Source organism: Streptomyces sp. NPDC127100, assembly GCF_042724095.1.
Lineage (GTDB): Bacteria > Actinomycetota > Actinomycetes > Streptomycetales > Streptomycetaceae > Streptomyces.
The window spans coordinates 204,561-227,952 of sequence record NZ_JBHXFL010000001.1; the positions used below are offsets into that span (position 1 = coordinate 204,561).

General features: G+C 73.2%; 22 protein-coding genes and 2 pseudogenes. 5 read left to right on the forward strand and 19 right to left on the reverse strand.

What is annotated here, in order from left to right; genetic code table 11:
* Window positions 1-126: 126 nt before the first annotated feature.
* Entirely contained in the window at window positions 127-1,005 is an 879-nt protein-coding gene (locus ACFWJB_RS00975) for a diacylglycerol kinase family protein (protein ID WP_385468403.1), read from the forward strand.
* Between the two features lie 23 nt (window positions 1,006-1,028).
* On the opposite strand, the gene ACFWJB_RS00980 is transcribed toward ACFWJB_RS00975, so the two are convergent.
* A complete protein-coding gene (locus ACFWJB_RS00980; RefSeq protein WP_386919438.1) occupies window positions 1,029-1,535 on the reverse strand; it encodes a GbsR/MarR family transcriptional regulator in 507 nt (168 codons plus the stop codon).
* 74 nt (window positions 1,536-1,609) lie between these two features.
* Between ACFWJB_RS00980 and ACFWJB_RS00985 the strand changes: the two genes are divergently transcribed.
* Window positions 1,610-2,518: an ATP-binding cassette domain-containing protein gene (locus ACFWJB_RS00985; RefSeq protein WP_386919440.1), complete on the forward strand. Its 909-nt coding sequence runs from the start codon at window positions 1,610-1,612 to the stop codon at window positions 2,516-2,518.
* Window positions 2,515-4,131, forward strand: coding sequence for an ABC transporter permease (locus ACFWJB_RS00990; protein WP_386919442.1), 1,617 nt, complete (start codon window positions 2,515-2,517; stop codon window positions 4,129-4,131). The genes ACFWJB_RS00985 and ACFWJB_RS00990 overlap by 4 nt, the downstream gene beginning before the upstream one ends.
* 191 nt (window positions 4,132-4,322) lie before the next feature.
* Here ACFWJB_RS00990 and ACFWJB_RS00995 read toward each other — a convergent pair whose 3' ends face one another.
* The 12 genes and pseudogenes from ACFWJB_RS00995 to ACFWJB_RS01050 form a co-directional block, all read right to left on the reverse strand.
* Window positions 4,323-5,528 carry a cytochrome P450 gene (locus ACFWJB_RS00995; protein ID WP_386919444.1) on the reverse strand — a complete coding sequence of 402 codons (1,206 nt, stop codon included), beginning with the start codon at window positions 5,526-5,528 and terminating at the stop codon, window positions 4,323-4,325.
* Window positions 5,529-5,574: 46 nt separating this feature from the next.
* The gene (locus ACFWJB_RS01000) at window positions 5,575-6,249 is read right to left on the reverse strand and encodes a response regulator (RefSeq protein ID WP_385468389.1); all 675 of its coding nucleotides are present in this window, start codon (window positions 6,247-6,249) and stop codon (window positions 5,575-5,577) included.
* Window positions 6,246-7,628, reverse strand: a complete 1,383-nt coding sequence (locus ACFWJB_RS01005) for a sensor histidine kinase (protein ID WP_385468441.1) — start codon at window positions 7,626-7,628, stop codon at window positions 6,246-6,248. Before ACFWJB_RS01005 ends, ACFWJB_RS01000 begins: the two co-directional genes overlap by 4 nt.
* Before the next feature lie 51 nt (window positions 7,629-7,679).
* Window positions 7,680-8,366 (reverse strand): response regulator, encoded by a 687-nt coding sequence (locus tag ACFWJB_RS01010; protein WP_385468386.1) that lies wholly within the window; start codon window positions 8,364-8,366, stop codon window positions 7,680-7,682.
* Window positions 8,363-9,763 (reverse strand): sensor histidine kinase, encoded by a 1,401-nt coding sequence (locus tag ACFWJB_RS01015; RefSeq protein WP_386919447.1) that lies wholly within the window; start codon window positions 9,761-9,763, stop codon window positions 8,363-8,365. Before ACFWJB_RS01015 ends, ACFWJB_RS01010 begins: the two co-directional genes overlap by 4 nt.
* A complete protein-coding gene (locus ACFWJB_RS01020; RefSeq protein ID WP_386919449.1) occupies window positions 9,756-10,970 on the reverse strand; it encodes an acyltransferase in 1,215 nt (404 codons plus the stop codon). The genes ACFWJB_RS01015 and ACFWJB_RS01020 overlap by 8 nt, the downstream gene beginning before the upstream one ends.
* Window positions 10,963-11,952: an alpha/beta hydrolase gene (locus ACFWJB_RS01025; RefSeq protein ID WP_386919451.1), complete on the reverse strand. Its 990-nt coding sequence runs from the start codon at window positions 11,950-11,952 to the stop codon at window positions 10,963-10,965. Before ACFWJB_RS01025 ends, ACFWJB_RS01020 begins: the two co-directional genes overlap by 8 nt.
* A 157-nt stretch (window positions 11,953-12,109) precedes the next feature.
* Window positions 12,110-12,991, reverse strand: coding sequence for an alpha/beta hydrolase (locus tag ACFWJB_RS01030; protein ID WP_386919453.1), 882 nt, complete (start codon window positions 12,989-12,991; stop codon window positions 12,110-12,112).
* Between the two features lie 174 nt (window positions 12,992-13,165).
* The gene (gene kynU / locus ACFWJB_RS01035; RefSeq protein WP_386919455.1) at window positions 13,166-14,371 is read right to left on the reverse strand and encodes a kynureninase; all 1,206 of its coding nucleotides are present in this window, start codon (window positions 14,369-14,371) and stop codon (window positions 13,166-13,168) included.
* Window positions 14,364-15,179, reverse strand: a complete 816-nt coding sequence (locus ACFWJB_RS01040; RefSeq protein WP_386919457.1) for a tryptophan 2,3-dioxygenase family protein — start codon at window positions 15,177-15,179, stop codon at window positions 14,364-14,366. The genes kynU and ACFWJB_RS01040 overlap by 8 nt, the downstream gene beginning before the upstream one ends.
* A gap of 138 nt (window positions 15,180-15,317) precedes the next feature.
* Window positions 15,318-15,460 (reverse strand): annotated as a pseudogene (locus ACFWJB_RS01045) (DUF3151 family protein); the annotation flags it as partial.
* A 357-nt stretch (window positions 15,461-15,817) separates the two neighbouring features.
* Window positions 15,818-17,197, reverse strand: a complete 1,380-nt coding sequence (locus tag ACFWJB_RS01050) for a hypothetical protein (protein ID WP_386919459.1) — start codon at window positions 17,195-17,197, stop codon at window positions 15,818-15,820.
* Window positions 17,198-17,216: 19 nt separating this feature from the next.
* Between ACFWJB_RS01050 and ACFWJB_RS01055 the strand changes: the two genes are divergently transcribed.
* Window positions 17,217-17,495 (forward strand): hypothetical protein, encoded by a 279-nt coding sequence (locus tag ACFWJB_RS01055; RefSeq protein ID WP_386919461.1) that lies wholly within the window; start codon window positions 17,217-17,219, stop codon window positions 17,493-17,495.
* Between the two features lie 59 nt (window positions 17,496-17,554).
* On the opposite strand, the gene ACFWJB_RS01060 is transcribed toward ACFWJB_RS01055, so the two are convergent.
* Entirely contained in the window at window positions 17,555-19,003 is a 1,449-nt protein-coding gene (locus ACFWJB_RS01060) for a recombinase family protein (RefSeq protein ID WP_386919463.1), read from the reverse strand.
* A 122-nt stretch (window positions 19,004-19,125) separates the two neighbouring features.
* Between ACFWJB_RS01060 and ACFWJB_RS01065 the strand changes: the two genes are divergently transcribed.
* Window positions 19,126-19,545: a DUF3151 domain-containing protein gene (locus ACFWJB_RS01065; protein ID WP_385730082.1), complete on the forward strand. Its 420-nt coding sequence runs from the start codon at window positions 19,126-19,128 to the stop codon at window positions 19,543-19,545.
* 87 nt (window positions 19,546-19,632) lie between these two features.
* On the opposite strand, the pseudogene ACFWJB_RS01070 reads toward ACFWJB_RS01065, so the two are convergent.
* From ACFWJB_RS01070 to ACFWJB_RS01090, 5 genes and pseudogenes are all read right to left on the reverse strand, one after another.
* Window positions 19,633-19,908 (reverse strand): annotated as a pseudogene (locus tag ACFWJB_RS01070) (DUF3151 domain-containing protein); the annotation flags it as partial.
* Between the two features lie 92 nt (window positions 19,909-20,000).
* A complete protein-coding gene (fbaA, locus tag ACFWJB_RS01075) occupies window positions 20,001-21,032 on the reverse strand; it encodes a class II fructose-bisphosphate aldolase (RefSeq protein ID WP_386919465.1) in 1,032 nt (343 codons plus the stop codon).
* Between the two features lie 120 nt (window positions 21,033-21,152).
* Window positions 21,153-21,701, reverse strand: coding sequence for an orotate phosphoribosyltransferase (gene pyrE / locus ACFWJB_RS01080; protein WP_386919467.1), 549 nt, complete (start codon window positions 21,699-21,701; stop codon window positions 21,153-21,155).
* A 10-nt stretch (window positions 21,702-21,711) separates the two neighbouring features.
* Complete coding sequence (locus ACFWJB_RS01085; protein WP_385459999.1) at window positions 21,712-22,500, reverse strand: aldose 1-epimerase; 789 nt, start codon at window positions 22,498-22,500, stop codon at window positions 21,712-21,714.
* 43 nt (window positions 22,501-22,543) lie between these two features.
* The gene (locus ACFWJB_RS01090; RefSeq protein ID WP_386919470.1) at window positions 22,544-23,353 is read right to left on the reverse strand and encodes an SRPBCC domain-containing protein; all 810 of its coding nucleotides are present in this window, start codon (window positions 23,351-23,353) and stop codon (window positions 22,544-22,546) included.
* Between the last annotated feature and the right edge of the window lie 39 nt (window positions 23,354-23,392).

Below are 23,392 nucleotides of genomic sequence, written 5' to 3' on the forward strand. Positions count from 1 at the left end.
CCGCCGCGTGCACCGCGACCGTCGTTGGCCGCCAACCGTCGGACCGGATGCCCCGGAATAGACGAAGCCCCTGGCGCAATAGCGCAAGGGGCTCTTGCACAAAGATGCTACCCGAGGAAGCGAGGCATGGCCGAGGTGGCGACTTCCGCGAGATCATCCGCGACGCCCGATCAGCTTCTGGTGGTCGTCGATCCGGTCGCCCGGCGGACGGACGGCGAGTCCGTCCGGATCGCGAAGGACGTGCTCGGCGCGGGAGTGGCGCACACCAAGGTGTGCCTGCCCCAGGACCCGGAGGAGTTCGCGCGGGCGCTGCGGAGGCGGGGTTCCCGGCACCCCGTCGTGATCGGCGACGACCGGGCGCTGCTGCGGGCCGTCACGCTGCTGCACCGGCAGCGGGAGCTGGCGGGGTGCGCGCTGTCGGTGGTGCCGGTGGGGCCGGTGCTCGGCCTCGCCCGGTCGCTCGGGCTGCCGACGGGCGCGGTGGCGGCGGCGCGGGCGGTGCTGGACGGGGCGGTGCGGCGGCTCGACCTGCTCGTCGACGACAGCGACGGGGTGGTGCTGGGCGAGGTGGGCATTCCGCCGGCCCCGGGGCGCGAGGACGCGGAGGCCGACACCGGGGCGCACGCGATGGCCCGGCCCTGGCTGCGGACCTGCCAGTCCCTGGTCCGGACGCTGGCCCCCGCGCGGCCGGCCCGGGTCGCCGCCGGACCCGGCACGGCCGGCCCGGCCCGGCTGCGGGTGGAGGTCGACGGGGTCACGCTGGTGGACCTGGACCGGCCGGTCGAGGCGGTGTCGGTCCTGCCGGGGTCCGGGGGGCTGGCCGAGGTGGAGGTGCGTCCGCTGCCGGCGGGCGCGGAGACGGCACCGCTGACGGCGACGGGGCGGACGGTGACGGTGTCGGGGGCGCACTACCGGTACCGGGCCGACGCGGTGGTGTCGGGCCCGGTGCGGACGCGGACGTGGGTGGCGCGGGAGGGGGCGTGGGGGCTGACCCTGCCGGAGTGAGGCCGGGGGGCCCGCCCGGTGGCCTAGCCGGGGCCGAAGGTCCTCTCGCGGTGCTCGCGCCAGCGCTCCATCATGGCCACGATCTCGCCGTCGACGAACTCGAAGAAGGCGAGCGTCTCGGCCATGCGACGGCCCGCCGGAGTGCCGGCGCCGAGGCTGGTGACGCCCTCGCGCAGGGCGCTCTCCCACCGCTTGAGGACCGCCTCGCGGCTGGTCAGCGCCTCGTACCACTGGTTGCTGTGCACCCGGTACCGCTCCCGCCGGGAGCCGGGTTCCCGCTCCCGCGACACCATGTGCTGCTGGGCGAGGTAACGGACGGCCCCCGAGACGGCAGCGGGGCTGACCCGGAGCTGCTCGCCCAGTTCGGCGGAGGTCAGGGAGCCCGAGTCGGAGGCGAGCAGCGCGGCGAACACCCGGGCCGGCATGCGCTGCATCCCGGCCTCGACGAGCTGCGCGGCGAAGCCCTCCACGAATCTCGACACCGCCTCGGGGTCGCGCCCCGGCTCCCTCGCATCCGCTTCTTCCGTCATCGTCCGATCATCCCTCACGACCCTGACGGTTTCTTAACTTCACAAACTTCTGAACGAAGCGTACTTTCCGAATCATGACGAAGGCAATCAGCGTCTCCGGACTGCACAAGTCGTTCGGCCGGACGCACGCGCTGGACGGCCTCGACCTGGACGTCGAGGCCGGCGAGGTCCACGGCTTCCTCGGCCCGAACGGGGCCGGGAAGTCCACCACCATCCGCGTCCTGCTCGGCCTGCTGCGCGCCGACTCGGGCGCCGCGCAGGTGCTCGGCCGCGACCCGTGGGCCGACGCCGTGGAGGCCCACCGCCGGATCGCGTACGTGCCCGGCGACGTGACGCTGTGGCGCAACCTCTCCGGCGGCGAGGTCATCGACCTCTACGGGCGGCTGCGCGGCGGCCTCGACACCCGGCGCCGGGCGGAACTGGTCGAGCGGTTCGAACTTGACCCGACCAGGAAGGGCCGTACGTACTCCAAGGGCAACCGGCAGAAGGTCGCGCTGGTCGCCGCCTTCGCCTCGGACGTGGACCTGCTGATCCTCGACGAGCCGACCAGCGGTCTCGACCCGCTGATGGAGGAGGTCTTCCAGCGGTGCGTGGCCGAGGAACGGGACCGGGGCCGCACGGTCCTGCTCTCCTCCCACCTGCTGAGCGAGGTCGAGGAGCTGTGCGACCGGGTCAGCATCATCCGCAGGGGGCGGACCGTGGAGAGCGGTTCGCTCGCCGACCTGCGCCACCTGACCCGGACCAGCGTGACCGCGGAACTCGCCGGCGCCCCGGACGGGCTGGCCCGGCTGCCGGGCGTGCACGGCCTCGACGTCCGGGGACGCCGGGTGCGGCTCCAGGTCGACAACGACCGGCTGGACGCGGTGCTCAGGTCCCTGACCGAGTCCGGCGTGCGGTCGCTGACGTCGACGCCGCCGACGCTGGAGGAGCTGTTCCTGCGGCACTACCGCGCCGGGGCGGCCGGGGAGGTGGCACCGCGATGACCACCACGACCGCCACCACGGCCTTCGCCGCCCGGTCCGGCGGCTCCCGCCACCTGGCCGGCACCGGGACGCTGCTGCGGTTCGCCCTGCGCCGCGACCGGGTGCTGATCCCCGTCTGGGCCGGGGTGAACGCGCTCATGGTGCTCTCCATGCCGGGCACCCTCCAGGGCCTGTACGGCACCCCGGCCGAGCGCGCCGGTCTGGTGCGGCAGACGGAGACCAACGCCTCCCTGCGCGCGATGGTCGGCCCCGTCTTCGACGACTCGCTCGGCGCGCTCACGGCCTGGCGCGTCGGCGTCTACGCCGCCGTCCTCGCGGCCGTCATGAGCCTGCTGGTCGTCGTCCGCCACACCCGCGACGAGGAGGAGAGCGGCCGGCAGGAGCTGGTCGCGTCCGGGGCGGTCGGCCGCCGAGCCCCGCTGACCGCGGCCCTGCTGGCGGCGGCGGTCGCGAACGGCGTCCTGGCGGTCCTGGTGGCCGCCGGGCTGGCCAGGCGGGGAGCGGCCGGCGCGGTGGCCCTCGGCCTCGGGATCGCGGGCGTCGGGATGGTTTTCGCCACGGCGGCGGCGGTCGTCGCACAGCTCACGGAGAGCGCGCGGCTCGCCCGGGGGCTGACCGCGTCCGTGCTGGGCGCCGCCTTCGTCCTGCGCGCGGCGGGCGACGCGGCCGAGCACGACGGCTCGTCGGTGCTGACGTGGCTGTCGCCGCTGGGCTGGCTGGAGAACCTGCGGGCGTTCGCCGCCGAGCGGTGGTGGGTGCCGGCGCTGATCGGCTGCGCGGCCGTGGCACAGGGCGCGGTGGCCTACGGGCTGGCGGGGCGCCGGGACCTCGGCATGAGCTTCCTGCCGGCCCGGCCCGGCCCGGCGCACGGCCGCCTGGCCACGGCCGGCGCGCTGGCCTGGCGGCTCCAGCGGGGCGGCGTGCTCGGCTGGAGCGCCGGGTTCCTCCTCGCCGGGGTCGTCTACGGCGGGCTGACGGAGGGTGCGGCCGATCTGGTCGGTGACAACGAGCGGGCCCGCGCGGTCGTCGAGCGGATGGGCGGGCAGGCCGGGCCGGCGGACGCGTTCGTGTCGGCGATGGTCGGGATGCTCGGGCTGGTCGCCGCGCTGTACGTGGTGGCGTCGGTGCTGCGGCTGAGCGGTGAGGAGACGTCCGGAAGGGCGGAACCGGTGCTCGCCGGGGCCGTGGGCCGGCTGCGGTGGGCCGCCGGGCACCTGGTGATCGCCTTCGGCGGCGCGGCCCTCCTCATGCTGCTCGCGGGGCTCGGCTTCGCCGCCGGGTACGGCAGGGACGCCGGGGCGGTCCTGGGCGCGTGTCTGGTGCAGGTGCCCGCGGTGTGGGTGGTCGGCGGGGTGGCGGTGCTGCTCCACGGGGTGCTGCCGCGGGGGGCGGTGGCCGCGTGGGGGGTCGCGGGGGCGGTGCTGCTGCTCGGGTGGGTCGGGCCGGCGCTGGACGTGCCCCGGGGGGTGCTCGGTCTGTCGCCGTTCGGGCATCTGCCGAAGGTGCCGGGCGGGGCGATGAGCTGGCCGCCGGTGCTGGTGCTGACGCTGCTCGCGGGGGTGCTGGTGGGCGTGGGGCTCGCGGGGCTGCGGCGCCGGGACGTCGCGGGGTGACCGGGCGTCGGTGCGCGGCGGGGTGGGTGCGCGGGCCGGCGCTTGCCGGTGCCTCCCCCACTCTCGGCTTCGCTCGAGCGGGGGGACCCCCACCGCCCACCCGTGCCGCCCTGGGGGTACCTCCCAGGCCCTTCAGGCACTGGGGGAGGCACGACTGCCCGCGGCTTCGTTGGCCGGGACGCCGGGGTGGGTTACGTGGTTACGTGCAGGGCTTTCAAGCCACGCATGACGAAGTTGGGCCTGCGCTTCGGTTCCCCGGCCAGGGTCAGGGCCGGGGCACGGGTCAGCAGGGCGGTCATCGAGGCCGCCAGCTCGATGCGGGCCAAGGGGGCGCCGATGCAGTAGTGGATGCCCGCGCTGAAGGAGATGTGGGGGTTGTCGCGGCGGGTGAGGTCGAGGCGGTCCGGGGCGGTGAAGACGGCCGGGTCGTGGTTGGCGGAGCCGAACAGCATCGCGATCTCCGCGCCGCGCGGGATCGTCGTCCCGTCGATCTCGATGTCGTCCAGCACCCAGCGTTCGAAGAGCTGGAGCGGGGTGTCGTAGCGCATCAGCTCCTCCACGGCGGAGGGGATCAGCGAGTGGTCCGCGCGCAGCGCCGCCAGCTGGTCCGGGTGGCGGAACAGGGCCAGCCAGCCGTTGACCGTCGCGTTCACCGTGGCCTCGTGGCCCGCGTTCAGGAGCAGGACGCAGGTCGAGATCATCTCCTGCTCGGTGAGGCGGTCGTCGTCCCCGTCGTGCGCCGCGATCAGACCCGAGATCAGGTCGTCGCCCGGCTCCGCGCGGCGGGCCGCGATCAGTCCGCGCAGGTAGTCGGAGAAGTCGAGCGACGCGCGGACCGCCTTCGCCGCCGTCTCCCCGGACGGGTTCAGCTCGTACATCCCGCAGATGTCCGCCGACCAGGGGCGCAGCGGCGCCCGGTCGGACTCCGGGATGCCCAGCATCTCGGCGATCACCGCGACCGGCAGGGGTTCCGCCACGTCGGTCAGCAGGTCGCCGCCGCCCGCCGCGACCAGCCGGGCCACCAGGCGGTCGGCCAGCGCATGCACGTAGGGCCGCAGCCGCTCCACCGTGCGCGGGGTGAACGCCTTCGACACCAGGCGCCGGATACGGGTGTGGTCCGGCGGCTCCAGGTCGAGCATGCCGTGGTCGTTGAGCGTGTGGAACGGCTCGTGCTCCGGCGGGGGCGGGGTGCGGCCGAAGTCCTCGTGGGTGAAACGGTGCCGGTAGGTGCGGCCCAGCCGGCGGTCGCGCAGCAGCGCCGAGACGTCCGCGTGGTGCGGGACCAGCCACTGGTCGGTGGGCTCGTAGTAGTGCACGCGGCCCCGGGCCCGCAGCTCGGCGAAGGCGGGGTAGGGGTCGGCGACGAAGTCCGCACTCCACGGATCGAAGGCTGCCATGGCCGGACGCTAGCGCGGCCGGACCGTCCCTGACCAGGGCCGCCGTTCAGCCCGGGGTCACCAGGCGGGCCTCGTAGGCGAAGACGGCCGCCTGGGTGCGGTCCCTCAGGCCGAGCTTCACCAGGATCCGGCTGACGTGCGTCTTGATCGTCGACTCGGCGACCACCAGGCTCTCGGCGATCTCCCCGTTCGACAGGCCCTGCGCGATCAGCACCAGCACCTCCGTCTCCCGGTCGGTGAGGTCGCCGTACGCCCCGTGCGCCGACGGCAGCGCGCGGGGACCGTCGGACAGCTTGGAGAACTCGGTGATCAGGCGCTTGGTGACCGACGGGGCGAGCAGCGCCTCGCCGGCCGCCACCACCCGGACCCCGTCGGCCAGTTGGCGGGCCGAGGCGTCCTTGAGGAGGAAGCCGGAGGCACCCGCGCGCAGCGCCTGGTACACGTACTCGTCCAGGTCGAAGGTGGTCAGCACGAGCACCTTCGCCGCGCCGTCCGCGGCGATGATCCGCCGGGTGGCCTCGATGCCGTTCAGCTCGGGCATGCGGATGTCCATCAGGACGACGTCCGGGGAGAGTTCGCGGACCTTCTCGACCGCGTCCCGGCCGTTGACCGCCTCGCCGGCGACCTCGATGTCGGGCATCGCGTTCAGCAGGACCGAGAAGCCCTCGCGCACCATCATCTGGTCGTCGGCGATCAGGACCCGGATCGTGCGGTCGGTCATGCGTCACCTTCGCTCACGGCGGTGACCGGCAGGAACACCGCCACCTCGTACCCGCCGTCGCCGGTCGGGCCGGCCGTCATCTCGCCGTTCAGCATCGACACCCGCTCCCGCATGCCGGTGATGCCGTGCCCGGCGCCGGGCGAGGGCTTGACCAGGGACGGTTCGGGCGCCGGGTCGTTGACGATCCTGAGGCCCAGGCCGCCCAGGACGTAGGAGACCTCGACGCGGGCGGTGGCGCCGGGCGCGTGCCGCAGGGTGTTGCTGAGCGCCTCCTGCACGATCCGGTACGCCGACAGCTCCACGCCGGGCGGCAGTTCGCGCACCGCGCCGGTCACCGCCCGGTCGACGGCGAGGCCCGCGTCGCGCACGTTGGCGAGCAGTGCGTCCAGGTCGGCGAGCGTGGGCTGCGGGGCGTCCGGCGCCTCGTAGTCCTCGGCGCGGACCACACCGAGGACCCGGCGCAGCTCGGTCAGGGCCGCCACCGCGTTCTCCCGGATGGTGGCGAAGGCCCGCTCCAGCTCCTCGGGCGGATGCTCCACCCGGTAGGGCGCGGCCTCGGCCTGGATGGCGACCACCGACATGTGGTGGGCGACCACGTCGTGCAGCTCCCGGGCGATGGTGGTGCGCTCCTCCAGCAGGGTGCGCCGGGACCGCTCGTGCGCGGTGACGGATCGCTGCGCGGTCACCTCCTGCCGGGCCTCGCGGCGGACGTGCCGGACGGCGACCAGCAGCAGGGCCAGGGCGGAGAGCACCAGCATGGGCGCGGAGGTGTTGAACTCGCCGTCGCCGATCAGGGTCTGCACGACGAAGGCGTAGGCGGCGGTGAGCACCCACATCCACGCGGCGGTGCGGGGCCGGGTGCGTATCGCCACGATCACCAGCACCGCCAGGTGGCAGATGAACGCGCCGGGCTGCCACGGCCATTCGCCCAGGCTGCCGTCCAGCAGCGCGACCAGCGGCGTCGCCGCCATCGACATCCAGAAGGCGCCGACCGGCCGGAACAGCGTGGCCAGCACCGGTGCCGCGCACACCAGCCCGCTCAGCAGGGCCACCGGCCCGGTCAGGGAGCCGTCGGCGACGGACCCGCCGAACATCGCGATCAGGGCCACGGCCGCCACCACCGAGTGCGGCAGGCGGGCGGCGTACCCCCGCGACCTGCCGGTGAGCCGACGGGTCAGCGGGCCGTCCGTCGCCATCGGCGGCAGCGGACGGCAGGCGAAGGCGTCGTGGAACAGGTCCTGGCGCAGTCCGCTCAGGGCGTCCATGGCCAGCCGGTACTCGGGGCTGCGCACGCCGCCACTCCCGGAGGGGACGGTCCGTGTCTGGGTCGTCTCGGTCACCCGGTAAACGGTAGGCGCGGCCCGGACCGCGGTCGTCAGCAGTGAGAAGGGTTCTCCGGCGTCCGTCTCAGGTACTACGGGCCCGGCCGCTCAGTACCCGGAGGGCCGCACCAGACCCGACTCGTACGCGAACACCGCCGCCTGCGTCCGGTCCCTGAGCCCCAGCTTCACCAGGATCCGGCCCACGTGCGTCTTCACCGTCTGCTCGGCGACGACCAGCCGCGTGGCGATCTCCGCGTTCGACAGGCCCTGCGCGATCAGGGCCAGCACCTCGGTCTCCCGCTCCGTCAGGCCGCCGACCCGTTCCTTCAGCGGGGCCCGGGGCCGGTCGCGCAGCCGGGAGAACTCGGTGAGCAGCCGCCGGGTGATGCCCGGCGCGAGCAGCGCGTCCCCGGCCGCCACCACCCGGACCGCCTCGGCGAGCTGGTCGGCGGACGCGTCCTTCAGCAGGAACCCGGACGCGCCGGCCCGCAGCGCCTCGTACACGTACTCGTCCAGGTCGAAGGTGGTCAGCACGAGCACCCTGATCCCGGGGGTCGCCGTGGTGATCCGGCGGGTGGCCTCGATGCCGCCCAGTTCGGGCATGCGGATGTCCATCAGGACGACGTCCGGGGCGAGTTCCGCGACCTTGGCCACGGCGTCCAGGCCGTCCACCGCCTGCCCGACCACCTCGATGTCGGGCTGGGTGTTGAGCAGCACGGTGAAGCCCTGCCGGACCATCTGCTGGTCGTCGGCGATCAGTACGCGGATCACACGGCCGTGGCTGCCGGTCGTCATGGGGTGTCGTCCTCGGTGGAGTGGTCGGTGGAGTGGCCGGTGGAGAGGTCCTGGCCGTCGGCGGGCAGGAACGCGGTCACCCGGTAGCCGCCGTCGGGCAGCCGCCGCGCCTCGAGGGTGCCGTCGAGCATCGCCACCCGCTCCCGCATGCCGAGCAGCCCGTGTCCCGCCCCCTGCGACGGCGCCGGGGCCCGCGTGGGCGGGGTGTTGGAGACGTCGACGCGCAGCCCGGCCGGCAGATGCGTGAGGTGGACCCGGGCGGTCGCGCCCGGCGCGTGCCGCAGGACGTTGCTGAGCGCCTCCTGCACGATCCGGTACGCCGACAGCTCCACGCCGGGCGGCAGCGGCCGGCGCCGGCCGTCCTGCCCGGCGGTCACGGTCAGTCCGGCGGCCCGGGTGTTCTCCACCAGCGCGTCGAGCCGGTCGAGCGTGGGCTGCGGGGCGTGCGGGGCGGTACCGCTCCGGTCGGGCGCCGTCCCGGGGGCGTCGGGATCCTCGGAGCGCAGCACGCCGAGGACCCGGCGCAGTTCGGTCAGCGCCTCCAGGGCGTTCTGCCGGATGCCGGCGAGGTTCTCCTTCAGCTCGTCCGGCGGGTCCGCGACGAGGTGGGGGGCGACCTGGGCCTGGATGGAGATGACGGACATGTGGTGGGCGACGACGTCGTGCAGCTCGCGGGCGATGCGGCTGCGCTCCTCCAGCAGGGTGCGCCGGGCGCGTTCCTCGGCGGTGAGCGAGGTCTGCTCCGCGAGCTGCGTGCGGGCCTCGCGGCGGCCGCGCAGGGCGATGCCGAGCACCGTGGCGACCGCGAACAGGATGACGGCGAGCAGGCCGGTCGGCTGGTAGTCCGGCGCCCCCACCACGCCCTGCACGACGTAGGTGGCCAGCACGCTCAGGGCGAGCGCCTCCAGGGGCACCCGGGTGTGGACCCGCAGGGCGAGCAGCAACAGGACGAACAGGTGCGCGATGAGTCCGGCGGCCGTCCAGGGCCAGGTGAACTTCGGTCCGCCCGCGGTCATCTCCGCCCGCACCGCGAAGGCCCCCACCAGCATGGCCGCCGTCGACAGCCACCACGCCGCGACCGGCCGCCACAGCGCGAGGACCATGGCGCCGGCCTCGGCGACGGCTATCAGGAAGGCGAGCAGGGGATCGATACCGCCGCCCGCCCCGGACCGGGCGGAGGGGTCGGTCCCGCCGCCCTCGCCGAGCTGGGCCGCGTCGCCGAGCAGCACCCCGAGCGCGGCCAGGCAGACGATGCCGTGCGGGACCCAGCGCAGCCACACCGACGGCGGCAGCGGGTCCGTACGCCAGGTCCACAGGTCGTCGCGCAGCACCCTCAGCCCGCGCGCGCCGGTCGCACGCTCGTTCCCCCCGGATCTCACGCCGCCCAGCCTAGACATGACGGGCCCCCTTCGTCGTCGCCCGGGTCCGCGGGCGGTGGGTGCGGACGACGCGCGAGCGGCGCCGGCCGTTGCCGCGCTCGAAGGCGTGGAAGGCCGCCCAGCAGACGCCCAGGGCCAGTGCGAAGACCGGCAGCCAGCCGAGCCGGGCCGCGATCCAGCCCGGTCCGTCGGGCGGCGTGTGCAGTCCGGGCAGCCGGCCCGCGAGGAGACCGGTGGCGGTGGTCGCCATCATGGCCGTCTGGTGCCACAGGAAGACCGTCATCGCGAAGAGGTTGACCAGTGCCACCGCCGCCCAGGCCACCGGCCGCCGCAGCGCGCGGCGCAGCCGTCCGCGCAGCAGCAGGGCGAGGCCGCACTGGGCCAGACCGAAGGCGACGGCGGCCAGCGTCGGCGGGTTCAGGTTCGAGACGGCCGCGCCCGGGACGCCGACCATGGACGCCGGGTAACCCGCCCCGGCGACGAGTGCCGCGGTCGCCGCCGTCCCGCCGGCGAGCAGGATCCAGCCGGCCCTGCGGTGCTCCAGCTCCCCGCGGGTCCAGGCGGCGCCGAGCGTGTAGGGCACCGCCCAGCCCGCGGCGAGATTGATCCAGCCGAGCCAGGACGGGCCGCCGAGGCCGAAGCGCAGCAGGTCGACGTGGAGGACGACGACCAGCGGCCACAGCGGGTGCAGCCGGGCCAGCAGCGGCGTCGCGGCGGTCAGCGCGGCGAAGACCAGCAGGAACCACAGCGGGGACAGGGCCAGTTTGACCAGCGTACGGGCCGTCCCGTGGTCGGCGCCGGTCAGGAACAGCAGGGCCGCCGTCACCGTCCACAGGGCGAGGACGGCCACGACCGGCCGGAACAGCCGGCCCAGCCGGGCGGCCAGCCACCGCCGGTACGGTGTGCCCCGGTCCCGGGCCGCGGCCCAGCCACGGGTGGCCACGTGCCCGCCGACCAGGAAGAACACGGCGAGGGTCTGGAAGGCCCAGGACACCGGGGCCAGCCGGGGCATGTGCTGGAGGGGGCTGGCGGTGTGCAGGCCGCCGCCGCCGGACACCAGGGCCGTCACCAGCCAGTGGCCGAGGACGACGCCGAGGACGGCGAGGGCGCGCAGCGCGTCGACCGCGCGGTCCCTGCTCGCGGGCGTCGCCGCGTCGATCCGGGCGGCGGTGAGCCGCACGGCCTCGCGGACACCGGTCCCGGCCGGTCGCCCCGGGTCAGTCACGGGTCACCTCCGTGGTCTCGCCCAGGACGATCCGGGCCAGGTTGGCAAGGGAGCGGGAACCGGCGTCGAAGTAGTCGCTGTGGCCGCCGTCGCCGGCGTCGAAGACCCGGGCGCCGAACGCCGGGGAGACCGGGTCGGTGCCGAAGCCGACGGTCGTGCCGAACAGCCCGGCGCTGACGTGCGGGACGTTCTCCACCCAGTCGTCGGCGCCCCGCGCCGCCCAGATCCGGGCGCTCGTGCCCAGGCCCGCGGCGGAGCCGGCGCCGGTGCCGGGGCTGCCGACCAGGGCGATGTCGGCGACGTCCAGGCCGGCGGCGGCACGGGCGCAGACGACCGAGCCGTAGGAGTGGCAGACGAGGCTCACCCGGGCGCGGGGGCCGGTGACGCCGCGCAGGTCGCCGACCAGGCCGCGCAGCTCCGGGGCGGCTTCGTCGGCGCGGCCGGTCGTGGCGACCGCGGTGCTGACGGTGCCGGGTGTCCGGTAGCCGAGCCAGGCCACGACCGCCGTGCGGGTGCCGTCCGGCGCCCGCACGACGAGCTGCCGGTGCAGGGCGAGGGCGGCGGCGCGGAACCGGCCGTAGGTGTCGAGGCCGGTGTCGGAGCCGGGGACCAGGACGGCGACGCGGTCGGCGTGGGCCAGGTCGCCGAGGACCTCCGTGGCCAGACCGGCGCCCCGGCCGTCGAAGGCGAGCAGCTGCCGGGCCGGGCCGGCCAGCGAGCGGTCCGCCGCCGCGCGGTGACGGTCGCCGTGGGCGCCGGCCATCCGGGCCGCCTCGGCCGCGTTGGCCCGGTTGGCGGCGTAGACGTCCGCCAGCGTGTCCGCCGTCGGGGCGGCCAGCACGGCGGGCGGCGGGGCGGGGATCCCGGGCCGCGCGGCGGCGGAGAGGGGGAACGCCACGGCACCGGCGACGAGTGCCGCCAGTGCGGCCCTGCGTGCTCTTCCCGCGCGCCGCCGCCAACGTACCGCCGTACCGGGCCCCATGGCCGCTCCCCTCCCGCACGCCCGCTCATCGGGCGTCCTGGGAAAGGACGTTATGGATCGGAGCGGGTAACCGGCGTCCCGCCGGAGAGCTCACCCCGGGGGTAGCTCTCAGGTACTACGGGGGTGACGGGGCGCCCCGTCCGGGTGCCGCCGCCGCTCACCACGCGAGCTGGGCGATCTCCTCCGCCACCACCGCGCACGCGTCCGCCGCCGGGTCGATCAGCGGGAAGTGGCCGACGTCCTCCAGCAGCGTGACGCCCACCATCTCACCGGCCCTCGCCGCCGCGTCGGCGTATGCCTCGGCGACCGCCTGCGGGACGTCCACGTCGGCGCGGCCCTGCACGACGGTGGTGGCGATGCCGGTGGGCAGCAGCAGGGCCGGGTCGGCGTACGGCCGGCGCCCGGCGTAGTGCTCCTCGCCGCCCAGGAGCTGCCGCGCCGCCTGGCCGCACACGTCCAGCTTCCCGGCGACCTCGAAGTCGGCGATCGGGGCGAGCGCGACCACACCGCGCAGGGACGGCGGGCGGTCGAGGCGCCACGGCGCGCCGGCCGGCAGCACGTGCCGGGCCGCCGCCCACAGGGCGAGGTGGCCGCCCGCCGAGTGGCCGGTGAGCACCGTGCGGCGCGCGTCGGCCCCCGGCAGGTGCCGCTCGGCCAGGGCGGGCAGCGCGTCCAACGCGGCGGCCACGTCGTCGAAGGTGTCGGGCCAGCGCCCCGCGACCGCGTCGTCGTCCGTCCCGTGCCGGTACTCCACGTTGGCCACGGCGAAGCCCCGGCCGGCCAGGAAACCGGCGAACGGGCTGACATGGCGCCGGTCGTACGGCGCCCGCCACGCGCCGCCGTGCAGGACGGCCACGACCGGCGCGGGCGTGCCGGGGCCGCCCGCGCCGCGCGGGAGGTAGAAGTCGATCACCTGGTCGGGGTGGTCGCCGTACCCGGCGGTGCTGTCGGGGCCGACCGCCGGATGCGAGAAGGCCGACCTCTCCTCCGCGGCGCTCCGCGCGGCAGCGGTGCCCGGTCCTGCGGCGGCGTCCGGCATGCTCCAACCTCTCAGCGTGGAAACGATGTTGGCGGACCGGGGAGGGGAATCGGCCGTCGGCGGGACGTTATCAGGCCGGTGACGTGCGCGGACACGGGGATGTCACGCTGGGTGAGTGCGGCGCCCGGGCCGGCCGGGACCGGCCGGGCGCCGCGCTCACCCGCGGACCGTCCCTCAGTCCGTCCGCGCCGGGGCCTCCGCCAGGACCTCCGCGAGCACCCGCGCCGCCCGCTCCACGTCCGCGAACCCGACGTACAGCGGGGTGAAGCCGAAGCGCAGCACGTCGGGGGCGCGGAAGTCGCCGACCACGCCGCGTCCGATCAGGCGCCGCATGACCTCGCCGGCGTCGTCGCAGCGCAGCGCCACCTGGCTGCCCCGCTCGGCATGCGCGGCCGGCGTCACGGACTCGACCCGCCCGCCGGGGACGTACTCCCCGACGCAGCGCAGGAAGAAGTCCGTCAGGGCGAGGGACTTGGCGCGCACCGCCTCGACGGTCACCCCGTCCCACACGTCGAGGGACGCCTCCAGGGCGAGCATGGACAGGATGTCCGGCGTGCCGACCCGGCCGCGCACCGCACCGGGGGCCGGGGCGTAGCCGGGCCGCATGCCGAAGGGCTCGGCGTGCGAGTTCCAGCCGGGCAGCGGGGAGTCGAAGCGGCCTTGGAGGTCGTGGCGCACGTACAGGAACGCGGGCGAACCCGGGCCGCCGTTGAGGTACTTGTAGGTGCAGCCGACCGCCAGGCCGACGCCGTGCTCGTCCAGCCCGACCGGCAGGGCGCCCGCGCTGTGGCACAGGTCCCAGACGGCGTACGCCCCCGCCGCGTGCACGGCGGCCGTGAGCGCGGGCAGGTCGTGCAGCCGGCCCGTGCGGTAGTCGACGTGGTTGAGGAGCACCGCGGCGGTGCGGTCGCCCAGCGCCGCGGGCACCTCGGCCGGGGCGACGGCCCGCAGCGTGCACCCGGTCATCCGGGCCGCGGACTCGGCGACGTACCCGTCCGTGGGGAAGGTGGTGGCGTCGACGAGGATCTCGTCCCGCCCCTCCCCCGCCATCCGGACGGCCGCGACGACCGCCTTGAAGACGTTCACGCTGGTGGAGTCGCCGACCACGATCTGCCCGGCCGCCGCCCCGACCAGCGGGGCGATCCGGTCGCCGATCCGCTCGGGCGCGGTCCACCAGCCGCTCTCGTCCCAGGACCGGATGCGCAGCTCGCCCCACTGACGCCGCACGACGTCCGCGACGCGGTCGGGGACGTGCGCCGGCAGGGCGCCCAGCGAGTTGCCGTCCAGGTACGTCACGTCGTCGAGGACGAAACGACCGCGCACCCCGGCCAGCCCGTCGGCGGCGTCCAGCCTCTCCGCCTCGCTCATCAGCTCAGACATACGACCGCGCCGTCCACAGCTCGGGGAACACGCTGCCCCGGGCCCGCTTCTCCAGCCAGGCCACCCCGGCGGAACCGCCGGTGCCGGTCTTGGAGCCCATCGCGCGGCGGGTGGCGACCAGGTGGTCGTTGCGCCAGCGCCACACCAGCTCGGCGACGTCGGTGAGCGCCTCGCCGAGACGGGCCAGGTCGCCGTTCTGGTCACCGGAGTACACGGCCGTCCAGGCGGCCTCCACCTCGGGCGCCGGCTCGTACTTCCGGGTGACGTCCCGCCGGAGCACGGCCTCCGGGATGTCGTACCCGCGCCGGGCGAGCAGCCGGACCACCTCGTCGTACAGGCTCGGCTCGTGCAGCGCCTTCTCCAGCTCGGCGTGGACGCGCGGGGCGCCGCGGTGCGGGACGAGCATGGAGGCGGACTTGTCGCCGAGCAGGAACTCCAGGCGGCGGTACATCGCCGACTGGAACCCGGAGCCCTCGCCGAGGGCGCTCCGGTAGGAGTTGAACTGGGCGGGCGTGAGGCCCGCCAGGGGCGTCCAGGAGGCGTTCAGGGCCTCCAGCTCGCGCACCGAGCGCTTCAGCGCGTCGGTCGCCGGCCGGACCCGGTCCTCGCGCAGGGCACCGGCAGCGGTCTCCCACTCGTGGACGATGACGGTGAACCACAGCTCCATGACCTGGGTGGTGACCAGGAAGACCATCTCTCCGGGGTCGTCGGAGAGGGTGTGCTGGAGGTGGGTGAGCACGTCCGCCTTGACGTAGTCCTCGTACGGCGTGCTGCCCTCGAAGTCGAGATTCGGGGCGTCGTGGGACATCGCTGTCTCCTGATGGCACTACGGGTAGCGGTCCGCCCTGCCGTTACCGGCACGGGGCCCCGGTCCCCAACGGCATCCTCCGCAATGCTCCCAGGAAACCGCAAGGCCCGCCCGTCGCGGGCCCTGCGGGACGCGGTGTCAGCCCAGCACCTCGGCCGCCGTCGGCGAGGAGTCCCTCAGGAACTGGCTGCAGCGCTCGTACTCCTCCTTCTCGCCGATCGCCTGGGCGGCGCGGGCGAGGGCGTGCAGGGCGCGCAGGAAGCGCGGTTGGGCTCGTGCTCCTAGGAGAATGGTGAAAGATGTAACTGAGAGCATGAGGGGGAACGGTATGACCGAGCAGGAGTGGCTGGACAGCCTTGCGGCCCAGCTGCCGGAGCGGGACCTGGAGTGGGTGGTGGAGCTTGCCAGGATCTGCTCCGCGGAGTGGGCGGGGGACAAGCCTCCGACGGGGGAGATTTGCGAACCCGCCGCGCCAAGCGTCGCTGTCCATGACGGAGGCGATTCGAGGGCGCCAGCGAGTCGAGGAGGTTTCCAGGTTCCGCCTCAGAGCGACGGGATCTGAACTCATGATCTCTACGTCCCGAATGGCGTTCGGTTCAACCCAATGCGGTCCCGCCACGCCCGGACGACCCATGGCACTACGGGCGTCGGCCGCGCGGCCATGCGTTAACAGCCTCCTCTGGGGGATGCCGCTGTAGCCATTTGCGTGCGGCCTCTTCGCCGAAGCCGTGTAGCTGGAGGACTTCAAGGGCGGCTGCTCGTACGGTTCGCGCTTTGTCTACGTGGTCCAGGTGGGCTTTCATCCGCGCCACCACGTCGTCGTAGTCGTAGTCGTAGCGGCCGTTGACCTTCTGAGCGAACAGCGGCAGGAGTTTGTAGTAGCGACGTTCACTGATACCGATCTGCGTCCACGGGTACCGCTCCGGCGCCTCACCCTTCCGGTGCTGCATGACCGCGATGCTCGCCTTCCGGCGCACGTACCGACGAGTAGCCTCCGCGCCCCGCGCTGGATCGAATCCGGGGTGGATCAGTTGTTCGAGCAGCGTTGCGGCCGCAGAAGCCCTGTCTGGAGCACGGGTCTCACGCTGGATGCGATCGACCTGCCGCGGGTACGCCCTCGCGACGGCGTTCGCCAGCGCCGGCTCATCGCCGCTGATGTAGCCGTGCCAGTAGCCCTTCAAGACCACCTGGCATGCGATCTCGTACGAGGTCGAGACCGGGTCGACGGTGATAGTCGGAATGCCGTGGCCGTGGATAGCCTTCGCAAGCCTTCTCCATGGCCGATCGGTAGGGACCTGAACCTGCTCGGGCCAGATGCGGGCCGTGAATGCCCAGTCTGCGGGGTGTCGCGTCATTGGAACCGCGATCAGGATGGCCTCGACAGCTGCAAGCGGTGAAGTCTCTTCGCTGGTAGTCGCCTTCTCCAATAGAAGCTCGATAAGCCGTCCGTCGTCCTCGGTCTCACTCGTCACCCAGATGAGGCGCCGGGAGATTTGGAACCACCACCCATTGACGGAGACCCCGAGGACCGGGACATAAAAGCGAACAGCAGGGTCCATGATGTGTCGAAATAGACCTTTTCGCTGCTCGTGATCCACCGATGTGCCCAGCCAGTGGAGGACGTAGTCCGCCGACAGGCGCCCCGACTCTGAAGCCCCAGCGACGAGCTGACCGGCAATCCAGAGTGCGTCAGCGGCACGCGCGGCCTTCGACACAGGGCTGGCCAAGGGTGAAACCTGCAGGACGGCCGCAATCTCGCCGTTCACCGGGTCCGGGACCTCCCATGCTCCCGCCCCCGGCTCCATCGATCCGACCCGCAGATCTGGGACGTCCACAAAGGGCAAGCCGTTGGGGTCGATGACCGAGGTCGTTCGGCGCAGCGGCTGGAAGCTTCGGCCCGAGAGCACGTCGATCTCGCGACCAACCCCGGCAAGCGTGTCCCTCAGCAGGTCGCGGTCTGGGCTACCACCGATCATCTTCGCGGCGTCGTTGACAAGACCCTCAGACCAATGTCCCATCCGGGCAGTATACGAGGGCATGGAGAACGAAAATCCCGCTCTCGCGCGGGCGCGATCGTACGAATCCGAGCCGCAAAGCATCCGCGCGCCTGAGGGCAAGTCCGATTTGACGCCCCGCTTCAAACTGATCTTTTCCACGGTGACTGCACTGACGGTCCTCGCCCTTATCTTGAATGTGCTACTGGCAGCGTTCGGGGGAGACTCCGAGCAGGTGCAGGCCGCCGCCGAGGCATGTTCCACGACCTACATGATGGGCTTTGGGGCGATCGTGGGACTCATCGGCGGCAAGGTGGCGTGAGACGTGCTTCTGCAGGTTGAGCGAGCCGCCGCTGGCAAGGGGGACCCGGCTTCCGCCTGTCACCTGAGCACTGGCTCGATGTCCGCCGGATCGAAGATCGGCCCGTTGGAAGCGGGCTTGATGATGACCGCGCGGAAGACCTTGAGGACCGCGGCGCGCTGCTGTTCGATCGCCAGGTTCTCCCACCGACCCCGTATGTCGATGGGGCCCGCCGCGAAGGTCGCGGCCTCGGCCCGGTGCAAGGCCCGCTCCCGGAGCAGCTCCGCGATCTGCTGCTCCAGATCCTCGGTGAGCGCGATGTAACGAGCGGCCGACATGCGCTTCTCCTGCCACGCCTGCTTGAACTCGGCCATGTCCCGTTCCAGGGAGGCCAGTTGCTCCTCCTTGGTCCATTCCGGCGCCCGCTCACGGACGCTCGCCAGCGCCTTGTCCGAGCTGAGGAACACGGCGTTCCTGATGAGACGGTCGACCGGTTCGCCAGCCCTGGCCACTCCCCCGCATCCACCGTCGTTCTTCCCGGGGCACGCGTACTTGAACTGCGATGACGTCTTCGACTTCCGGTACGACGGGAAGGCCCGCATCTTCGTGCCGCACCGCCCGCACCGGGCGATGCCGGAGAGCAGGTACTTGGTGGCGTTGTCCCGTACGGCACGCCCCTCCGACTCCCGCCTGACCTTCTCCGTCAGCAGGTACCAGTCGTCGGGGGTGATGATCGGCTCCCAGTCACCGACGACGGGAGCACCGCTCTCATCCAGGAACAGCTCCCCCTGGTGCATCCGGTAGCCGCAGATCCGCGGGTTCATCAGCATCCGCTTGATCTTGGAGTCGTCGAAGACGCCTCCGCTGTGCGACCTGACCCCCTTGTCCCGCCACTCACGCGCGATCGACGCCCAGCGGATACCGCCCAGGAAGCCCTTCACCGCCTTGCGGAGGTTCTCCGCCTCTTCCGGCACCAACGTCCGCCGGTCCTCGCGGTTCCATCCGTACGGCGCCCGGCCGCCGGGGAGCTTGCCCTGCGTCGCCAGTTCCAGGTGCTTGCGCTTCGTACGCCGTGAGGTGTCCGCCGAGGACTTGTTGGCGATGGTGACCTTGATCCGTGCGATGAACCGGCCGTTCTCCGTGGACAGGTCGATGTCCGAGGCCGAGACGGAGTCGAAGACGAGGTGACGCTTCCGGCGCTCGGCGTCCTCGTACTCGTCGATCCATGCCTCCAGTTCACGCGGCTGACGCGTGAAGCGGTCGATGTCCCAGGCGACGACCCCGTCGATCCGACCGGCCTTCAGGTCTTCCAGCATCTTCCGGAACTCCGGGCGGACCGTCTTGCGCTTGTACGCGGAGAGGTCGTTGTCCTCGTAGACCTTGGCGACCTCCCACCCCCGGGCAGCGCAGTGCAGTCGGCAGTCCTCCTCCTGCCGTGCGACGCCCAGCCCCTCGGCCTCGTCGTCCTTGCTGATCCGGGTGTAGATGCCCACCTGTACGACCCCGGAGGATCCCCGTCGTGCTGCCATGCGTCGGATCGTCCCATGGCTCGATCAGGTACATCAAGCGCCCTTCTCATATCCACTTGGTCCACGGTCTATATTCCGCAGAGGCATCCCGGAGACCCATCCCCAAGTGGCAGACTGCTTACATGACGACGCACAAGAACTTGCTCGGCGGCCCGGACCCGACATACCTGCCGGAGAACGAAGAGGCATACCGCCTGCTGGGCGAGGAGTCCCAGCCCCCGGCCGAGGTCGCGGCGAAGCATCCGACGTTCTCGCTCGCCTGGGCGATGCTCGCGGACGACGCCTTCGAGGCGGGGCGAGTGATCGAGTCGTACGCCTACGCACGCACCGGCTATCACCGCGGTCTGGACTCATTGCGTCGCGCCGGCTGGAAGGGACACGGGCCCATCCCTTGGGACCACCGGGCCAATCGCGGGTTCCTGCGCTGCCTCGCCGCCCTCGCTCGTGCCGCCGGCGAGATCGACGAGAAGGACGAGACGGAGCGTTGCTGGCAGTTCCTCAAGGACAGCAGCGCCGAGGCGTACACCGAACTGAAGCGGTAGTCACCGCAGTTGAGACGTCTGTGCCGCCGTCACTCAGACAGCGTCGGCGGCACGGAATGCAAGAACAACCCGATTACATGCAGCGCCATTCTCCCACGGCACCGGCCCGTGGCCCTTCCAGCCGCTGCGGCGCAGGGCGTCCAGACCGCGGTGGTAGCCCGTACGGGCGTAGGCGTAGGACTCCACGACGCCGCCGCGCTCGTACGCCTCGTCGGCCAGGCGGGCCCAGGCCAGCGAGGACGTCGGGTACTTCGCGGCGACGTCGGCGGCCGGGGTGCCGCCCGCCAGCAGCTCGCGCGGCCCGGGGTCGTCGGGGAGGTGGGTCGGGGGCGGTCCCCCGAGGAGGTTCTCGTGAATGGCCATGGGGACAAGTCTGCGCCATGCCCGGGTGCGGACGTGCGAGGGCCCGGCACCGCGGTGTCCCGCGGTGCCGGGCCGGTCGTGCGTCGCGCGGGTTACTTGATCTTCTGGCCCGACGAGCGCAGGTGGCCGCAGGCCTCGAGGACGCGCGCGGCCATGCCGGCCTCGGCCAGCTTGCCCCAGGTGCGCGGGTCGTAGGTCTTCTTGTTGCCGACCTCGCCGTCGATCTTCAGGACGCCGTCGTAGTTGGCGAACATGTGGCCGGCGACCGGACGCGTGAAGGCGTACTGGGTGTCCGTGTCGAGGTTCATCTTGATCACGCCGTTGTCCAGCGCGGTCGCGATCTCCTGCTCGGTGGAGCCGGAGCCGCCGTGGAAGACGAAGTCGAACGGCTTGCTGCCGGCGGGCTGCCCGTACTTGGCGGCGACGCCCTCGTTCAGCTCCTTCAGCAGCTCGGGACGGAGCACCACGTTGCCCGGCTTGTACACGCCGTGCACGTTGCCGAAGGATGCGGCGAGCAGGTAGCGCCCCTTCTCGCCCAGGCCCAGCGCCTCGACGGTGCGCAGCGCGTCGTCGACCGTGGTGTAGAGGGAGTCGTTGATCTCGTGCGAGACGCCGTCCTCCTCGCCGCCGGTCGGGGTGATCTCGACCTCGAGGATGATCTTCGCGGCGCGGGCGCGCTCCAGCAGCTCCTCGGCGATGGCCAGGTTGTCGGCCAGGGTCTCGGCGGAGCCGTCCCACATGTGCGACTGGAACAGCGGGTTGCGGCCGGCCTTGACGCGCTCCTCGGACACAGCGAGCAGCGGGCGCACGTACCCGTCGAGCTTGTCCTTGGGGCAGTGGTCCGTGTGCAGCGCGATGTTCACGTCGTACTTCTCGGCGACGATGTGCGCGAACTCGGCCAGCGCGACGGCGCCGGTCACCATGTCCTTGCTGTGCTGGCCGCCCAGGAACTCGGCGCCGCCGGTGGAGATCTGGACGATGCCGTCGCTCTCCGCCTCCGCGAAACCGCGCAGGGCCGCGTGCAGCGTCTGGGAAGAGGTCACGTTGATGGCCGGGTAGGCGAACTTTCCTGCCTTCGCCCGGTCCAGCATCTCGTTGTAGACCTCGGGAGTTGCGATGGGCATGTCCGCTCCTTGTATGTGCGGGTGGGCGTGATAGGTGCTTACGGCCCTGACCTAGACCTTGGGGGCGACGTCATCGTCGGCCCCATCCTTCCAGACGGGGCGGAATACTCCGAGTGGACCTCAGTCGAGGCCCAGCTCGTCCTTGGAGTAGGCGTACCGGTACGGCACCCCCGCGCCCTCCTGGATCTTCTCGGCGGCGCCGGTCGCCCGGTCGACGATCGTCGCGACGGCCACGACCTCGGCGCCGGCCTCGCGCACGGCCTCGACCGCGGTGAGCGGGGAGCCGCCGGTGGTGGAGGTGTCCTCGACGACGAGGACGCGGCGGCCCCGGATGTCCGGGCCCTCGACGCGCCGCTGCATCCCGTGCGCCTTGGCGGCCTTGCGGACGACGAACGCGTCCAGGCGCTTCCCGCGCGCGGCGGCGGCGTGCAGCATGCTCGCGGCGACCGGGTCGGCGCCCATGGTCAGCCCGCCCACCGCGTCGAACTCCAGGTCGTCGGTCAGGTCCAGCAGCACCTGCCCGACCAGCGGCGCGGCCTCGCCGTCCAGGGTCACGCGGCGCAGGTCGACGTAGTAGTCGGCCTCCAGCCCCGAGGAGAGGGTCACCTTGCCGTGCACCACGGCCTTGTCCTTGATCTGCTGCAGCAGCGCCGCGCGTACATCCGTCATGCGCACCAGCTTAGAGCCGGGTCCAGCTCCAGGCCGTCGTGGCCTCCAGCGGCTCCAGCGGCGTGACCAGGCGCGGGAGGGTGTTCAGGCCGTTGGGCGGCCCGGTCTGCGGCTCCACGCAGACGGCGGCCTCCTGCTCGTCGTAGACCACGGCCCACTGCTCCGGGCTGGTCACCCTCAGCTCCAGCCGGCCGGGCCAGGTCAGGGTCACGTCGACGCCGTCCGGCATGCCGAAGCAGTCGTCCCAGGGGCCCGGCTTCGGGTCGGTCCGGTTGCCGGTGGGCAGGTGGTCGTCGCCGCGCTCCTCCTGCCAGGCGGGGTCGAAGGCGATCGCCACGTCCGACCCGTCGAGGCTCCGGTTGAACCACGGGTGCCAGCCGATCTGCGCCGGGAAGGACGACTCGTACGTCTCCACGGACATGGTCAGCGTCAGCGCGTCCTCGGCGAGCGCGATCACCTGCGTGACACGGCCCGAGTAGGGCCAGGGGTCGACGAGGTCGTACGTGATGACGGCCTCGTCGTCCGAGACGCGGGCGGTGCGCCAGGCGCCGTCGCGGGCGGTGCCGTGGATGGCGTGCGGCGGGGAGTTCAGCGGCATCCGGTGGACGGCGGCGCCGTCCCGGAAGCGGCCCTCGCGGATCCGGCCGCACCAGGGGACCATCGGGAAGCAGCCGTAGCGTTCGCCCTGGCGGAGCAGCTCGGTGCCGCCGACGCGGAGCCCGCCGATCCGGCCGCCGTTGCCCGGCAGCACGGTCGCCTCCGCGTCACCCGCGGTCAGCGTGATGGGTTCGTTGCTCACGCCACGACCCTACTGGGGCGATCAAGGGGGCGCCGGTGCCGGCTCAGTGGCGTCTGTTGCGCAGGGCCCGGCCGGCCACGATCGCCGAGGCCACGACCAGCGCCGCCGCCGGGGCGGCCCAGCGCAGGGGGGTGGCGGAAGCGTTCGCCTGCGGCGCCGGCACGGGCGCGTACCGGCCGCGCGGCGGGGCGTGGTCCACCTCCTCGGCACTGCGGCCGATCATCGTGCGCCGGGCGTGCGCGGCCTCGGCGGGCGGTCCGGCGGCCTCGGGGCCGGCGGGGACCTCCGGGGCCTCCCCGGCACCCTCGTGGGCGCCGGCCGGGCCCTCCTCCGCGTCGGCGTCCGGGCCGAGGGAGGACGGGGGGACCTCCGTGTCGAAGACCGACGTGGGCCGCGGCTCCACCTCCGCGGCGGGCGGCGCCTTCTCCTCCGCCGCCGCCGCGCCCAGGTTCTCCGCGAACCGCGTCAGCAGGCGGCCGGTGGCCGACGTCACCGTCTCCTCCGGCAGCTCCGTCACCCGCCCGTCCGCGGTGGCCGTCCCGGTGAACGCGAGAGTGGCGCCGTCCTCGGCGTCCCGCACCCGCAGGACGAGCGCGAGCGTGACCGCACCGGTGCCGCGCGACTCCGTGGCGTCGCCCTCGACGACGTACGCCCCGTCGTCGCGCGCGGACAGGCGCAGTGAGCCCCGGTAGGTGATGGAGTGGCTCCCGATGCGGACCTTCAGCCGTCCCGCGACGGGCTCGGCACCGGCGTCCTGCTGGAGCCCCGGGATCGCCCGGGCGACCCGGACGGGGTCGGCCAGCACGTCCCTGAGCCGCTCGGACGGAACCGGAACGAACACCTCATGCTCCATGTCAGCGCAGCCTACCCAGCGGGCGCCCCGCGCACCCCC